This is a genomic window from Streptomyces sp. NPDC041205, assembly GCF_055591765.1.
Window position 1 is genome coordinate 1 of the sequence record NZ_JBVIZH010000015.1, and the last position, 15,771, is coordinate 15,771.

At 72.4% G+C, this 15,771-nt stretch carries 11 protein-coding genes and 1 pseudogene; all 12 read right to left on the bottom strand.

Annotated elements, in window-relative coordinates:
• Positions 1 to 83: 83 nt before the first annotated feature.
• On the bottom strand, positions 84 to 995 hold the full coding sequence (locus ACZ6BG_RS37135) for an EboA domain-containing protein (protein ID WP_469010267.1): 912 nt from the start codon (positions 993 to 995) through the stop codon (positions 84 to 86).
• Positions 992 to 1,933 carry a sugar phosphate isomerase/epimerase family protein gene (locus ACZ6BG_RS37140; protein ID WP_469010269.1) on the bottom strand — a complete coding sequence of 314 codons (942 nt, stop codon included), beginning with the start codon at positions 1,931 to 1,933 and terminating at the stop codon, positions 992 to 994. Before ACZ6BG_RS37140 ends, ACZ6BG_RS37135 begins: the two co-directional genes overlap by 4 nt.
• Positions 1,930 to 3,165, bottom strand: a complete 1,236-nt coding sequence (locus tag ACZ6BG_RS37145) for a UbiA family prenyltransferase (protein ID WP_469010271.1) — start codon at positions 3,163 to 3,165, stop codon at positions 1,930 to 1,932. The genes ACZ6BG_RS37140 and ACZ6BG_RS37145 overlap by 4 nt, the downstream gene beginning before the upstream one ends.
• Positions 3,166 to 3,316: 151 nt before the next feature.
• Positions 3,317 to 4,435 (bottom strand): inositol-3-phosphate synthase, encoded by a 1,119-nt coding sequence (locus tag ACZ6BG_RS37150; protein WP_469010543.1) that lies wholly within the window; start codon positions 4,433 to 4,435, stop codon positions 3,317 to 3,319.
• A pseudogene (locus ACZ6BG_RS37155) lies at positions 4,409 to 4,891 on the bottom strand (inositol-3-phosphate synthase); the annotation flags it as partial. The gene ACZ6BG_RS37150 and the pseudogene ACZ6BG_RS37155, both read right to left, overlap by 27 nt.
• A gap of 481 nt (positions 4,892 to 5,372) precedes the next feature.
• Positions 5,373 to 6,803: a ThuA domain-containing protein gene (locus ACZ6BG_RS37160; protein WP_469010274.1), complete on the bottom strand. Its 1,431-nt coding sequence runs from the start codon at positions 6,801 to 6,803 to the stop codon at positions 5,373 to 5,375.
• Positions 6,804 to 6,818: 15 nt separating this feature from the next.
• Positions 6,819 to 9,278: a PQQ-dependent sugar dehydrogenase gene (locus ACZ6BG_RS37165; protein WP_469010276.1), complete on the bottom strand. Its 2,460-nt coding sequence runs from the start codon at positions 9,276 to 9,278 to the stop codon at positions 6,819 to 6,821.
• A gap of 243 nt (positions 9,279 to 9,521) precedes the next feature.
• Complete coding sequence (locus ACZ6BG_RS37170; protein WP_469010277.1) at positions 9,522 to 10,526, bottom strand: sugar phosphate isomerase/epimerase family protein; 1,005 nt, start codon at positions 10,524 to 10,526, stop codon at positions 9,522 to 9,524.
• Positions 10,527 to 10,538: 12 nt separating this feature from the next.
• Entirely contained in the window at positions 10,539 to 11,924 is a 1,386-nt protein-coding gene (locus ACZ6BG_RS37175) for a Gfo/Idh/MocA family protein (RefSeq protein ID WP_469010279.1), read from the bottom strand.
• Positions 11,925 to 12,023: 99 nt separating this feature from the next.
• Positions 12,024 to 13,067, bottom strand: a complete 1,044-nt coding sequence (locus ACZ6BG_RS37180) for a substrate-binding domain-containing protein (protein WP_469010282.1) — start codon at positions 13,065 to 13,067, stop codon at positions 12,024 to 12,026.
• 13 nt (positions 13,068 to 13,080) lie between these two features.
• On the bottom strand, positions 13,081 to 14,100 hold the full coding sequence (locus ACZ6BG_RS37185) for an ABC transporter permease (RefSeq protein WP_469010285.1): 1,020 nt from the start codon (positions 14,098 to 14,100) through the stop codon (positions 13,081 to 13,083).
• Positions 14,097 to 15,683, bottom strand: a complete 1,587-nt coding sequence (locus ACZ6BG_RS37190) for a sugar ABC transporter ATP-binding protein (protein WP_469010287.1) — start codon at positions 15,681 to 15,683, stop codon at positions 14,097 to 14,099. The genes ACZ6BG_RS37185 and ACZ6BG_RS37190 overlap by 4 nt, the downstream gene beginning before the upstream one ends.
• Positions 15,684 to 15,771 lie beyond the last annotated feature (88 nt).

Here is a 15,771-nt window from a genome sequence, read left to right on the forward strand (position 1 = left end):
GGCACGCACCCCCGCCGCATACATCGCCTCATAGTCATCGGTGGTGCGGGAGGTCATATGGATGTGGGGGTCGAAAATGCGCATCAGGACTCCTGCTCCTCGCCGGTGGGCGTCGAAGGGGCCGCGAAGGGCGCGGGGGCCGCCAGGTGGTCTGGGCTGGTGGCCGCCAGTCGGTCGGGATTCGCGGCCGCCGGGTGGTCGGGGCTCGTCGCGCGGTCGTCGGGGCCGGGGGTTGCCGGGGTGTCGCTATTGGTGGCCATCGGCGGGTCGGTCAGGGCCAGGACGCGGTACAGATCTCCGGAGACGGTGCGACCGGCGGCGGTGCGTTCGGCGGCGTAGTCGCCGAGCATGCGGGCCAGTTCGGTGTCGGCACGGGCGCGGTGGGCGAGACCGGCGACGGCGTCGACGGGTACGCCGGTGAACAGGCACTTGAGGACGGCGTGACGCCAGTCGTGGGGAGCCAGGTGCCGGGCGGCGTACGGGCCGAGAGCGGCGGCGACCAGCCGGGTGTCGTTGGTGCGCAGCGCGTCCTCGACCAGCGGCAGCGCGTCGGGCCCCGGCACCAGGTGCGGCAGGGCGCCCAGGACGGCGCGGCGTTCGGTGGCGGTGCCCTGTTCGTAGAGCCGGGTGAGGGTGGCGGTGTCGGCGCGGGCGGCGTGCAGGAGGACCAGCCGGGCGGCGTCGGCGTGGTCGGGCCCGCAACGGCGGCCCGCTTCGGCGAATCGCAGCTCCCAGGTAGGGGTGGCGCCGGGCGCGGGGAGGTAGGCGGCCGTGCCGGGTTGAGCGGAGGTGGGTTCGACGAAGGTGTCCTGGGCCGAGGTCGCCCGGGCCGAGGTGGCTTGCGGGGAGGTGTTGTCGGCGGGGTTCGCGGCGGCCGCGGTGACGGCCTGGTCGAGCCAGGTGCGGGCGGCGTCGTCGAGGGCGGCGTCGAGGCGGGAGCGGAGGTCGGCGACCGGGGGGAGGTCGGCCGTGAGGGTCCGCGGGCTGTTGCTCACGAGGTTCCTCCTCGGGGTGCGGCCTCGCTGGCGGCGGAACCGGTGGCGGCGATCCGGTCGGCCCGGCGCAGGAACTCAAGGGAACGGGAGGCGAGTTCGGGGCCCGCGTGGGAGTGGCGGGGCAGTTCGACGACGGTCAGGCCCTGGTAGCCGGTGGCGGCGAGGGCGCGCAGGACGGGCGGGAAGTCGATCTCGCCGTCGCCGAACGGGAGGTGTTCGTGGACGCCGCGGCGCATGTCCTCGATCTGGACGTGCCGGAGCCAGGGCGCGGCGGCGCGGACGCAGTCGGCGGGTGACTCGGGTTCGAGGCACTGGCAGTGGCCGATGTCGAGGGTCAGGCCCAGGGGTTCGGGGTCGCCGAGCAGATGACGGAGGTGATGGAAGTCGGCCAGCGTGGCGAGCAGATGGCCGGGTTCGGGCTCGATGGCGAGAGGTACTCCGGCACCGGACGCGGCGGCGAGGACGGGGGTCAGGGCGTCGGCGAGGCGCTGCCAGGCGGTGGTGTCGTCGGTGCCGTCGGGGGTGATGCCGCTGAAGCAGTGGACGGCGTGGGCGTCCAGGTCCGCGGCGACCTGGACGGCGCGGACGAGCAGGCGTACGCGGTCGGCGCGGCGCTGGGGGTCGGGATCGAGAAGGGAGGGGCCGTGCTTGCGGCGCGGGTCGAGGACATAGCGGGCGCCCGTCTCGACGGTGACGGTCAGGCCGAGCCGGTTGAGGCGCCTGGCCACACGGCGGGTGCGGGCGGCCAGGTCGGGTGCGAGGGGGTCGAGGTGCATGTGGTCGAGGGTCAGTCCGACACCGGCGTAGCCGAGGTCGGCGAGCAGGCCGAGGGCGTCGTCGAGCCGCAGGTCGGTGAGCCCGTTGGTGCCGTAGCCGAACCGGGGTCGCACGGGTGCGGCCGCCGTCCCGCCCGTGATCGTGCCGTCGCCCGCGCTCACGTCACACTCACCTTGCGGGCGAACCGGCGGGCCAGCGGGGCCAGGGCCGCCGTGAACAGGGCCGTGCCGAGGGCACCGGAGCGGGCCGCGAGGGCGGCCTGGAGCGGAATCAGGGCACGGATGCCGCCGCCGACGGCGCGTTGGGTCAAGGGAGGTGAAGGGTTCAGGGCCGCGTGGAGGTAGGGGCGGGCGGCCGTGGCGGCGTAGGCCGTGCCGAGGGCGAGGGTGGTGCTCGACCGAACGGACGCGGTGCTCGGGAGGCCGGAGGTGGTGCCCGGGAGGCCGGAGGTGGTGCCCGGCGGGCCGGCGGCGGCTGCGGTCCGCCGACCTGCCGGGGGGTGCGGGGTGTACGCCACGGCGTGCCCGAGCGCGAGCGTCGTGGCGAGGGCGCCCAACGGGGCCCCGGTCGAGCCGCCCTGGGTCTCGTGCCGGGACACCGTGGTCACGGCGAGGGTGTGGGCGGCGAGGGTGGCTGCGGCGGGCAGGGCGGCGCGGGCCGCTGTCGCGGGGCCTGGGCGGTGGGGGCGGGTGCGGTGGTGGTCTGGGAGGTGGAGGTCGGTGCGGTGGGGTGCGGTCGAGGCCTTAGCGGGAAGTGTCGCCTCGGACCTGACGGAGTGCGTCGCGCCGGGCCTGGTGGGGCGCGTCGCGCCGGGCCTGGTGGGGCAGGTTGCCGGGGCCTCGGCGGTACGGGCTCCCCCGAGCGGGGTCTGCGCAACGGCCTGTGCCGCACCGGAATCCGCGGCCGAGGACAGAGGTGTGCCCGCGTCCGCCCGAGCGCCCGCTCCTGTCGCCGTGGCCGTGGCCCCCAGCAGCAGGTCAAGGCCCCGGGCCGCCGCCATGGCCACGGGACCTGCGGGAGTGCGCTTGAGGCCCAGGTCGTACGCCCAGACCGTGCCGGCGAGGGCGGTGGCGGTGGCCAGGGCGGGGCGGCCCGCGCGGGAGGCCAGGGCGAGGCCGCCCACGGTGAGCGCGACCGCGGCGGTGAAGGCGGCGGTGGGGGTGACGCGGCCCGAGGGGATGGGGCGATGGGGGCGGTCGACGGCGTCCTCGTCGCGGTCGGCCCAGTCGTTCAGGGCCATCCCGGCCTCGTACAGGCAGAGGGAGGAGCCGATGGCGAGGAAGGTGCCCCGGCCGGGGCGCAGGCCGGTGGCGGCGGCGCCCGCGAGGGCGTCGCCGGGGACGGTGAACAGGGCGGGCAGGCGGAGGAGCTCAGCCCAGGCGCGGAGGTTCATGAGGCCTCCTCGGGACGCGCGAAGAGGGAGGACAGGGCGGAAAGGGGTGACAGGAGCGCGGGCAGCCGTGGCGGTGCGGAGGCGGGCGCGGTGACGGGGGCCGACGCGGGCAGGGGGTGAGGCGGCCGATGTGGCGCCGGGCGCCGGGCGGTCACGTGGTCTCCCGGAGGCGGTCGGCGAAGGCGAGGAGAGCGAGGTGCTGGTCGGGCAGGGCGGAGGAGGCGCCGGGGTCCGGGTCCTTGAAGTAGAAGGCGAGTTCGGGGCGTGGTCCGTCGAGTCCCGCTTCGTGGGCGCGGGCGAGGAGGCGGGCCAGGTCCAGGATCAGGGGCGCGGCGAGGGCCGAGTCGCAGCCCTGCCAGGTGGTCTGGAGGGTCATGCGGGTGCCGAGGAACCCGTCGAAGGCGATGTGGTCCCAGGCGGTCTTCCAGTCGCCGAGGGCGGGGACGTCGTCGATGTGGACCTCGCCCTCGGGGACGGCGCCGAGGGTGTCGGCGAGGACGCGTTCCTTGCCCGCGTTCTTGGCGGCGGCCGCGGCGGGGTCGGCGAGGGCGGCACCGTCGCCGCCGCCGAGGAGGTTGGTGCCGGACCAGGCACGGACGGCCAGGGCGCGCTGGGCGAACATCGGGCCGAGCACGGACCGGAGCAGGGTCTGCCCGGTCTTGCCGTCCCGCCCGGCGAAGGGCAGCCCGGAGGCGGCGGCCAGGTCGGCGAGGGCGGGGTGGTGCAGGCCGGTCGAGGGGGTGAAGTTGACGTAGGGGGCACCGGCGCGGAGCGCGGCGGCGGCGTAGAGGGAACTGGGCGGCAGCCGGTCGGCGGAGAGGAGGGGTGGTTCGGCTGAGGCTGGCGCCGATTCGGGCGAGCCGAGGCCTGAATCGGGGGTGGCGGGGGCCGACTCGGCTGGGCCCAGGGCCTGGTCGGCCGAGGCAGGGACCGAACCGTCCAGGGCCAGGGCCAGATCCGTCGAGACACTGGCCGACCCAGCCAAGTCCAAGGACGAGCCCGTCGAAGCACGGGCCGACCCGGCCGAGGTGAGGGACCGTCCGGCGGAGGCAGGCCCCGCATCGGGCGAAGGTGCCGGACCAGCCGGGTCCGAGGCGCCGCCGACCGATCCGGGCCCCGACCCGCCCGAGCCGGACACCGACCCGTCGGGAGCGGAAGCCGACCCACAAGAAGTGGAGGCCGACCCAGTCGAACCAGGCGCCGACCCTGTCGAGCCCGCAGCCGTTCCCCCCGGGACGGCCACCGGTTCCGTCGAAGCCACGTTGATCACGACCACGCGGGCGAGCCGGTGGCGGTGGGCGAAGTCGCGCATCTCCTGGGCGAAGGCGGTGATCAGTTCGTCGTCGGTTCGGGAGTCGCCGGGGAGGGGGCCGCCCGGGCGGATCTCGGCGTCGGCGGCGGCCAGTTCGGCGTGCACGGCGGCAGGGAGGCCGTGGGGCAGGACACCTCCGGCGGCGAGGTGTTCGGCGCGTTTGGGGAGCGGGCACTCCATGGTGTCGTGCCCGCCGAAGACGAGGGAGGACAACGTTGGCAGTCCGGTGCCGGAGAAGGGAGGTGTCTCGGTGACCAGGCCGGTGGGCGGGTGCAGCCCCGCCGACATCGCCGCGCAGCCCGCGATGGCTGTCGTCGCGACGGAGCCGCGCGCTCCGATCAGCCACACCCCGGTCGGGCCCGGGGCGGTGGAAGCGGTCGGGCGCGCGCTGGCAGAAGGGGACTCGGTGGACACGGCTGCCTCCTGTCGTCGGACACGTACGGTCGTCACCCGCGCCTCGCGGAACGGGGCCCGCGCCTTGCGGTACATCACCCGCACCACACGGGCCTGGGCCCGCGCCTTGCGGTACATCACCCACACCACACGGGCCTGGGCCCGCGCCTTGCGGTACATCACCCACACCACACGGGCCTGGGCCCACGCCACACGAAGCGAACTCCACGCCGCGCGAAGCAAACCCCGCACCACACGGGGCGAACTCCACGCCCCACGAGGCGAACCCCGCACCGCACGAGGCGAACCCCGCACCACACGGGCCGAACTCCACGCCGCGCGAAGCGAACCCCACGCCGCACAGAGCGCGCACCGCACCGCACAGAGCGGACCCCGTCTCCCAGGGGCCGAGCCCCGCCCCGCACGGAGCAGACTCCGACCCGCGCGCGGCGGGCAGGGCAAGACGGTGGGCGGAGGTCCGGCGTCCTCCGCCCACCGTCGTCTATCGGCTGCCCACCTCCCCGTGGGTGGGCAGGTCCGGGCCGGTGGGGAGCCCCTTGCCGGTGGGGAGCTCCTTGATGCGGATGTCGCGGAACGTGACCTGGTCGTCGGCGCCGTGGTTCTGGATGCCGATGTGGCCGTCGCGCAGGCTCCGTACCGGGTCGGTGTTGGTGAAGTCGTTGATCTTCACGCCGTTGAGCCAGATCTGCAGGTGCTCGCCCTCGACGCGGAGTTCGTAGGTGTTCCACTCCCCCGGCGGGTTGAGGGCCCGGTCGCGGGCGGCGAGGTCGGCGGACTTGAAGCCGTAGACCGAGCCGGTGGTCTTCTCGGGGACGTCGGTGGCGTCGATCTGGATCTCGTAGCCGTTGTTCACGGCGGTCCAGGGGTCGTCGGAGGGCGGGAAGCCCACGAAGATCCCGGAGTTGTCGTCCTTGTCGGCGCCGGAGATCTTCCAGTCGAGCTTCAGGGAGTACGAGCCGAACTGCTTGGGTTCGTACCAGAGCAGGCCCATGCCGCCGACGGAGGTGATGGTGCCGTCGTCCTTCCGCTCGAAGGAGCCGGGCCCGGCCTGCTTCCAGCGGGCGAGGGACGCGGCGGTGCCGTCGAAGAGCGGGGTGTGGCCCTGCTCGGGACGGCAGTCGGCCTGGGCGGCACCGGCGGCGTAGCGGATGCCGCCGAGGAGGTGCCCCCGGAAGGCGGGGTCGGCGTAGGACTCCTTGGTGTGGCCGCCGCCGGTGTAGAAGGAGCGCCCCGGGGTGCCGTCGACGGAGCCCTGGCACCAGGCGATGGGATGGTCGCCGCCCATGCTGCCGCCGCTGTAGGACGACTCGTCGAGGGAGGCGAGGACGCGCGCCCGGTCGCGCGGGCTGGCGCGGTAGTTGTACCACTCGTCGGTGCGGTCCCAGCCCGCGCCGAGGTGCGCGGTGGCCGGGTGGGCGTGGTCCTCGACCTTGATCTTCGCGGGCTGGATCGCGGGGTGGGACTGGAAGTAGGCGCCCGCGAGGCGGCCGTAGAAGGGCCAGTCGTACTCGGTGTCGGCGGCGGCGTGCACGCCGACGTAGCCTCCGCCCGCGCGGATGTAGCGCTCGAAGGCGGACTGCTGTTTGCCGTTCAGGACGTCTCCGGTGGTGGAGAGCCAGATGACGGCGTCGTAGCGGGCGAGGTTCTTGGAGGTGAAGGCGCCCGCGTTCTCGGTCGCGTCGACGGTGAAGCCGTGTCCGGCGCCGAGGTCCTTGACGGCCGCGACGCCGTCGGGGATGGAGTCGTGGCGGAACCCGGCCGTCTTGGAGAAGACCAGGACCCGTTCGCCCGCCCTCTTCCGGTCGCCGTCCGGGCGGGCGGAGTCCGAGTCGGACGCAGCCGGACCCGACACGCAGCCGATCAGCAGGGCGGCGGCAGCCGTCGCGGTGATCAGACGTGCTGGTGCGCGCATGGGGTGCCCCCTTCCTCAGCTCGTGGTGATGGTGAAGTCGTCGACGTCGTAGAGCGCGCCGGTGCCTTCGCCCTTGAAGACGAGGAACAGCGTCGTCGTCCCGGCGGGTGCTCCGGCGAGGCCGGTTTGAACGTCGGTGTACGTCTCCCACGACCCGGTGGGGTCGACCTTCGCGCTGCCGAGGAGCGTCCCGTCCGCCGATCCGGCGCGTACTTCAAGGGTGCCGCCGGAGCCGGCAGAGGCCACGCGCGCGGTCAGCTTCGTGGCGTTGGAGAGGACGTACGGCTTGAAGGAGACCCAGTCGCCGTTGTGGATGTCGCCGACGGTCTTGCCCCCGTGGGCCGGGGTGTGGCTGACGACGGAGACACCCTTGGAGTCGCCGTAGTGCTCGCCCTGGCGGTGCTTGGGCTGGACGACGTTCTGGTCGTGGGTGGTGAGCGCGGGCTGGCCGTTCGCGCCCTTGTCGGTGTACTCGGCGTCGAAGACCCCGAAGATGTTGGCGTTCGGGTCGTGTTCGCCGTCAGCGGTCGTCTGCAAGGTGCCCTCGCAGCCGTTGGCGGAGGTCACGGGGTGGCCGTGGCTGTCGTGGCCGAGGATGTGGGTGACCTTGACCTTGGAGCAGTCGATCGTGCCGTCCTCCGGGTCGGTCACGGTCACCTTGAAGGGCACCTTGTCGCCGAAGGTGAACAGCTGTCCGTCCTCGGGGAGTTCCAGCTTCACGGTGGGTGCGGTGTTGCCGACGGTGACGTGCGCGCTCGCGGTGCCGGTGCGGCCCGAGGGGTCCTTGGCGGTGACGGTAGCGGTGTAGACGCCGTTCTTGTCGTACGTGTGCGAGGGGTTCTGCTCCGTGGACTTGCCGCCGTCCCCGAAGTCCCAGCTGTACGTCAGCGCGTCGCCGTCGGCGTCCGTGGCCTTCGCCGTGAACTTGGTGGCGAGCGGGGCCTGGCCGCTGGTCGCGGACGCCCCGGCCTCGACGACCGGCGAGTGGCCGCCGGTGGCGTTCTCGATGCGGTAGAGGGCGGAGTGCTCGTCGCCGTTGAAGAAGCCGGTGCCGTAGTCCAGGACGTACAGGGCGCCGTCGGGGCCGAACTCCATGTCCATCACCTGGGTGCCCTTCCAGGGGAAGGCGTTGATCGACTTGACGGTGCCGTCGGCGCCCTGGTCGATGCGCTTGATCCAGCGCCGCCCGAACTCACCGGCGAAGTAGTTCCCGTCGTACGCCTGCGGGAACTTGACGGGCGAGTCCAGCTTCGCGTCGTAGCGGTAGACGGGGCCGCCCATCGGCGACTCCGAGCCGGTGCCGAACTCGGGAACGGACCCGCCGTCGTAGGGGATCCAGGCGGGCTGCGCCGGGGGCAGCGCGGTGAGGCCGGTGTTGTGCGGCGAGGTGTTCTTCGGCGCGGCGCAGTCGAAGGCCGAGCCGGAGGCGCCGGTGGCGAAGTCGTAGTCGATGTACGCCTCGTTCTTGCCGGTGCAGTACGGCCAGCCGTAGTTGCCGGGCTTGGTGACGCGGGCGAACTCGACCTGTCCCGCGGGGCCGCGCTTGGGGTCGGCCTTGCCCGCGTCGGGGCCGTAGTCGCCGACGTAGACGATGCCGGTGGGCTTGTCGACGCTCATCCGGAAGGGGTTGCGGAAGCCCATCGCGTAGATTTCGGGGCGGGTCTTCTTGGTGCCCTTCTTGAAGAGGTTCCCGCTGGGCACGGAGTAGGAGCCGTCCCCCCGCACCTTGATGCGAAGGATCTTGCCGCGCAGGTCGTTGGTGTTCCCGGCGGAGCGCTGGGCGTCGTAGGCGGGGTTGCGGGTGGCGCGCTCGTCGATGGGGGTGTAGCCGTCGGAGGCGAAGGGGTTGGAGTCGTCGCCGGTCGACAGGTAGAGGTTGCCGTTCTTGTCGAAGTCGATGTCGCCGCCGACGTGGCAGCAGATGCCGCGGCTGGCCGGGACGTCGAGCACCTTCTTCTCGCTCTTGGTGTCCAGGGTGCCGTCGGCCTTCAGGACGAAGCGGGAGAGCCGGTTCACGCCGTCGAACTTCTTGAAATCGGCCGCGGTGCCGTCGTTGGGGGCATCACCCGCGGGGGTGCTCAGGGGCGGGGCGTAATAGAAGTAGACGGCCCTGTTCTTGGCGAAGCCCGGGTCGACGCCGACGCCCTGGAGGCCTTCTTCGTCGTGGCTGTAGACGGGGATCTTCCCGGCGACCTTGGTCTGCCCGGTGGCGTCGGTCAGGCGGACGGTGCCGTCGCGGGAGGTGTGCAGGACGGAGCGGTCGGGGAGCACGGCGAGCGTCATCGGCTCGCCCATCTCCGGCTCGCCCTTGGCGAGGGTGACCTGCTGGAAGTCCTCGGCCTTCGGCTGTGCCCGCGGCCGCGGGTCCGCCTGGGCGCCCGCGTGGGGCGCGGCGAAGGTGAGGGTGGCGGCGGTGAGCAGGGTTCCGGTGAGCAGGGCGAGGCCGCTGCGGTTGCGTGGGCGGAGTCTGTGCACGGGGTCCTCCGGTCGGGGGCCGTTCGCTGTGGGGGTGCGGGTGTGGCGCCCGGGATGCGCCGTCACCCCGGGAGGGGTCTATGTCCTGTACACATCAGGGACGGTAGCCAGGTTTGTCCTCGACGAAAAGCCCTTGCACAGCCCTTTAGTTGGACTTTTTCCCGCGCGTGGACAAACTCGGTTCCGGACAGGCCGGTGCACCGCGGAGCCCCGCCGACGGGCCCCGCGGTCCCCCGTGACCAGCTACTTCTCGCCGCCGAACGCCGCGTCGAACGACGCCGTCGGAGGCTCGAAGTCGTACGCCTTCAGATGCCGCAGGGCCTCCGGAGCGCCTTGCAGCCGGTCCATCCCCGCGTCCTCCCACTCCACCGAGACGGGCCCTTCGTAGCCGATCGAGCGCAGCATCCGGAACACGTCCTCCCAGGGCACGTCCCCGTGGCCGGTGGAGACGAAGTCCCAGCCGCGCCGCGGATCGCCCCAGGGCAGATGGGAGCCGAGCCTGCCGCTGCGGCCGTCGAGGCGCTTGCGGGCCTCCTTGCAGTCGACGTGGTAGATCCGGTCCCGGAAGTCGTAGAGGAAGCCGACCGGGTCGAGGTCCTGCCACACGAAGTGGGAGGGGTCGAAGTTGAGGCCGAAGGCCGGACGGTGACCGATGGCGTCCAGGGCCTTGTGCGTCGTCCAGTAGTCGTACGCGATCTCCGAGGGGTGGACCTCGTGCGCGAAGCGGACGCCCTCGGCGTCGAAGACGTCCAGGATCGGGTTCCAGCGCTCCGCGAAATCCTCGTAGCCGCGCTCGATCATCGACTCCGGCGCGGGCGGGAACATCGCCACCAGGTGCCAGATCGCCGAGCCCGTGAAGCCGACGACGGTGTCCACGCCGAACTTCGCCGCGGCCCGCGCGGTGTCCGCCATCTCGGCCGCGGCCCGCTGCCGTACGCCCTCCGCGTCGCCGTCGCCCCAGATGCGGGACGGCAGGATCGCCTGATGGCGCTCGTCGATGATCGCGTCGCAGACCGCCTGGCCGACCAGGTGGTTGGAGATGGCCCAGCACTTCAGGCCGTACTTGTCGAGCAGGGCGTGCCGCCCGTCGACGTAGCCGGGGTCGGAGAGGGCCTTGTCGACCTCGAAGTGGTCGCCCCAGCAGGCGAGTTCGAGGCCGTCGTAGCCGAAGTCGCGGGCGAGGGTGCAGACCTCCTCCAGGGGCAGGTCCGCCCACTGGCCGGTGAAGAGCGTGAACGAGCGGGGCATCGGCGAGCCTCCTCAGACGAGGTTGACGCTGGCGTTGACGGGGGCGGGGGTGGGCGTGGGGCCGCTCACCGGGGTGTACACGGCGTTCTTCTCGGCGCTCTCCTCGACGGCCGCGAGGACCCGCTGCACCGAGAGGCCGTCCGCGAAGGAGGGCGCGGGCGCGGTGCCCGTGGCGATGGCGTGGAGCAGGTCGCGGGCCTGGTGCACGAAGGTGTGCTCGTAGCCGAGTCCGTGCCCCGGCGGCCACCAGGCCTCCAGGTAGGGGTGACCGGGCTCGGTGACGAGGATGCGGCGGAAGCCGGAGGAGGCGGCGGGCTCGGTGTGGTCGTGGAAGGAGAGTTCGTTCAGGCGCTCCAGGTCGAAGGCCAGCGAGCCGTCGGAGCCGTTGAGTTCGAGTCGCAGGGCGTTCTTGCGGCCGGTGGCGAACCGGGTGGCCTCGAAGGTGGCGAGGGCGCCGGAGGGGAAGCGTGCCGCGAAGACGGCGGCGTCGTCGACGGTGACCTGCCCGGACCTGGCCCCGTACCCGCCGTCGGCCCGCGCCCCGGCGGCCGGATCGGCGCCCGGATCGGCCCCGGTGCCCGCCGCCGTGATCCCGGTGGAGGAGCCCTCGGGCAGCGGCCGTTCGCGTACGAAGGTCTCCGTCAGCGCCGAGACGCCCGCGACGGCCTCGCCCGTGAGGAACTGCGCGAGGTCCACGATGTGCGCGCCGAGGTCGCCGAGCGCGCCGGAGCCCGCGCGGTCCTTGCGCAGCCGCCAGGTCAGCGGGAAGCCGGGGTCGACCAGCCAGTCCTGCAGGTAGGTGAGACGGACGTGCCGCAGCGTCCCGAGGCGTCCCTCGACGACCATCCGGCGGGCCAGGGCGAGGGCGGGCACCCGGCGGTAGTTGAAGCCGACCATCGCCACCTGGCCGCGCGCGGCGGCCCGTTCGGCGGCGGCGGCCATGGCTTCGGCCTCCTCGACGGTGTTGGCCAGCGGCTTCTCGCACAGCACGTGCTTGCCCGCGTCGAGCGCGGCGATGGCGATCTCCGCGTGGCTGTCGCCCGGCGTGCAGATGTCGACGATGTCGACGTCGTCGCGGGCGATCAGGGCGCGCCAGTCGGTCTCGGCGGCGGCCCAGCCGAGCCGGTCGGCGGCGGCGCGCACGGCGGTGCCGTCGCGCCCGCACACGGCGGCGAGCCGCGCGCCCAGGGGCAGGTCGAAGACATGGCCGACGGTCCGCCAGCCCTGGGAGTGGGCGGCGCCCATGAAGGCGTAGCCGACCATGCCGACGCCCACCCGGCGCGGTCCGGCGCCCGCCGCGCCCCGGTCGGCGCGTGCCGTTCCCGCGTCGGCTCCGTGGTCGTTGCCGGAGTGGGCGCCGTCTGCCCCGGGACCGGCCTCGTGCTCCGTCTCACTCATGCGGTAACTCCTCCTCGTCGACGCGTCGACTCAACTCGGCGCTCAGCTCCCCGCGTCCGGTACGGGAGCGCTCCCGTACCGGATGCCGGCCGGGCCGCCTCACTTGAAGCCGGTGGACATGTACTGGTCGACGTTGTCTTTGTCGACGACGGCCGAGTAGAGCGTCAGGGAGGCCGGGATCTCGAACTCGGCCATGCCACTGACGCCCTTGCCCTGGCCGAGCGCCCGCGCCAGGTCGATCGCGGAGGCCGCCATCGTCGGCGGGTACAGGACGGTGGCCTTGAGCACGCCCCGGTCCTGCTTGATCTCCTGGAACGCGGAGAGCGCGCCCGCGCCGCCGACCATCAGGAAGTCGTCCCGCCCGGCCTGCTTGATCGCCCGCAGGGCACCGACACCCTGGTCGTCGTCGTGGTTCCACAGGGCGTCGAAGTTCTTCTGCGCCTGGAGCAGCTGCGACATCTTCGACTGCCCGGACTCGACGGTGAACTCGGCGGCCTGCCGGGCGACCTTCTCGATGTTCGAGTAGTTCTTCAGCGCGTCGTCGAAGCCCTTGGTGCGCTGCTTGGTCAGCTCCAGGTTGTCCAGACCGGCCAGCTCGACGACCTTGGCGTTCTTCTTGCCCTTCAGCTTCTCGCCGATGTAGTGCCCGGCGTTGAGGCCCATGCCGTAGTTGTCGCCGCCGATCCAGCAGCGGTACGCCTGCGCCGACGCGAAGATCCGGTCGAGGTTGACGACGGGGATCCCGGCCCTCATCGCCTTGAGGCCGACCTGGGTGAGGGCCTTGCCGTCGGCGGGCAGGATGACGAGGACGTCGACCTTCTTGTTGATGAGGGTCTCGACCTGGCCGATCTGGGCGGCGGTGTCGTTGGAGCCCTCGGTGGCCTCCAGCGTGACGTCCTTGTACTTCTTCGCCCGCGACTTGGCGTTCTCGTTGATGGCGTTCAGCCAGCCGTGGTCGGCCTGCGGACCGGCGAAGCCGATGGTGACCTTCTTGCCGGGCTTGTCGTCGGCGACGGCCAGGTTGTTGTCGGACGGCGAGTCGTCGTCCTTGGACTCGTTGCTGGTGCAGCCGGTGAGCACGGCACCGGCCGACACGGCGGCCGCTCCGAAGAGCAGTCCTCTGCGGCTCGCGAAATCTGGCATGACAGTGAACCCCTTACGTGGTAGCCGTACGCCGCTGGACGAGGACCGCGGCCACGATGATCGCGCCCTTGGCGATCTGCTGGACGGCGGTCTCCAGGTTGTTGAGCGCGAAGATGTTGGTGATCGTGGTGAAGATCAGGACGCCGAGCACGGACCCGGTGATCGTGCCCCGGCCCCCGCTCAGCAAGGTGCCGCCGATGATCACGGCCGCGATGGCGTCCAGCTCGTACAGATTGCCGTTGGTGTTCTGACCCGACCCCGCGAGGACGATCAGCAGGAACGCCGCGATGCCGCAGCACAGCCCCGAAAGGAGATACAGGTAGAGCCGCTGCCGCCGTACGTCGATGCCCGCGAGCCGCGCCGCCTCGGCGTTGCCGCCCACCGCCACCGACCGCCGCCCGAAGGTCGTGCGGTTCAGCAACAGCCAGCCGACCACCGTCACGGCCGCGAAGACGATCACGAGCGGCGGGATGCCGAGGACGTAGTGCTCGCGCTCCCCCAGCTTCAGGACACCGTCCACAGTGACCATCTGGGTCTTGCCGTCGGTGATCTCAAGGGCGAGGCCGCGCCCCGAGGCGAGCATGGCCAGCGTCGCGATGAACGGCACGATCCCGCCGTACGCGATGAGCAGTCCGTTCACGAGCCCGCAGCCCAGACCCACGATCACGGCCGTGAACAGGATCCCGGCGAAGCCGTACTCCTGCGTGGCCACCGTCGTCGCCCACACCGACGCCAGCGCGACGATCGCACCCACCGACAGGTCGATGCCGCCGGAAATGATCACGAAGGTCATGCCGACCGTGACGACGCCGATCACCGAAGCCTGAGTGAGGATCAGCTGCAGATTGTCGGTGTCGAGGAACGCGTCGGGCTCCGTGACACCACCGATCACGACGAGGGTGGCGAGCACACCGAGCAGCGACAGCGTGCGCATGTCGACGCGGGTGACGAGGGACCGCCACGGACTCTTGTGGTCGTCGGCCGGCGGACTCTTCTCGGTGACGGGCCGGGCGGGCGATGCGGGCTGCGTCATGACGCCGGGCTTCCTTCCGTGGTGGCGGGGCCGTGGGGGCCCTTGGTGAGGGTCGGTCCTGGCGCACTCGACGCGAGGACGAGGTCGAGTACGCGGTGTTCGTCGAGGTCGTGCGCGGGTGCGGTGTGGATGACCTGGCCCTCGCGCAGGACGAGGACGCGGTCGGCGAGGCCGAGCACCTCCGGCACCTCGCTGGAGACGAGGAGTACGGCGAGGCCCTCGTCGGCGAGCCGTCGGATGACGGTGTACAGCTCGGCGCGGGCGCCGACGTCGACGCCGCGGGTCGGCTCGTCGAGCAGCAGGACGCGGCAGCCGCGCAGCAGCCACCGGGCGAGGACCGCCTTCTGCTGGTTGCCGCCGGAGAGGGCGCGCACGGGGACCGAGGGGTTGTCGGGCCGCAGCGACAGCTCACGCGTCGCGGCGCGGGCGGCCTCGCGCTCCTTCGACCGGTCCAGCCAGCCCCCGTACGAGAAGCGGGACATGGAGGACACGGACACATTGCGGGTGACGGACTCCAGCATGAGCAGGCCCTGCGCCTTGCGCTCCTCGGGGGCGAGACCGAGCCCGGCGCGCACCGCGGCGCGCACGCTCCCGGGCCGCAACACACGTCCGCCTACCTGGACTTGGCCTCCCGTCGGCTTGCGGGCGCCGTAGATGGTCTCCAGGATCTCCGAACGCCCGGAGCCGACGAGCCCGGCGAGTCCGACGATCTCGCCGGGGCGCAGTTCGAGGTCGAAGGGCGCGAACTCGCCGTCCCTGGTGAGGCCTTGGACGACGAGCACGGGTTCGGGCCGGGGAGCGCCCTCCTGATCACGAGGGTTCCGCTCCGGGAAGACGTACTCGACGTTGCGCCCCGTCATCAGGGCGATGACCTCGCGTGTCGGTGTCTCCTTGGCGGGCAGGCCGACGGCTACGGCGCGGCCGTCCTTCAGGACGGTGACGCGGTCGCCGATGCGCCGGATCTCCTCCAAGCGGTGGGAGATGTAGACGACGGCGACGCCGTCGGCCGTCAGATCACCCACGATGCGGAAGAGGTTGTCGACCTCGTCCGGGTCGAGCGCGGCGGACGGCTCGTCCATGACGATCAGCCGCACCTCGTGGGAGAGCGCGCGGGCCATCGACACGATCTGCTGCTGGGCCGCGGACAGGTCACCGACGAGCCGCGCCGGGTCGATCTCGCTGTGCCCGAGCCGCCTCAGGAGCGCGGCCGTCGACGCGCGCGCGTCGCGTCCGCGCACCATGAAACCGGCGGCGGTCGGCTCGTGCCCGAGGTAGACGTTCTCGGCGACGGACAGGCCCTCCACCAGGTCGAGTTCCTGGTAGATGGTGGCGATGCCGAGGCGCATGGCGGCGATCGGCGAGCGCAGGATGACCTCGTCGCCGCGCCAGGCGATGGTGCCGTCGTCCGGCTGGTGGGCGCCCGCGAGGACCTTGATGAGCGTGGACTTGCCGGCGCCGTTCTGGCCGAGCAGACAGTGCACCTCACCGGCCTGTACCTGCAGGTCGACGCCGTCGAGCGCGCGGACGCCCGGGAACGACTTGGTGATGCCGGACATGGTGAGCAGGGGTGGTTCTGGTGCCATGACGGTTCCCTCGGGGGGTGCGGCCGGTTTCAGGGCAGAGCAGGTTGAAGCGGAGAGAGGCGGGACGGAGTTGATGGAGCTGGCAGAG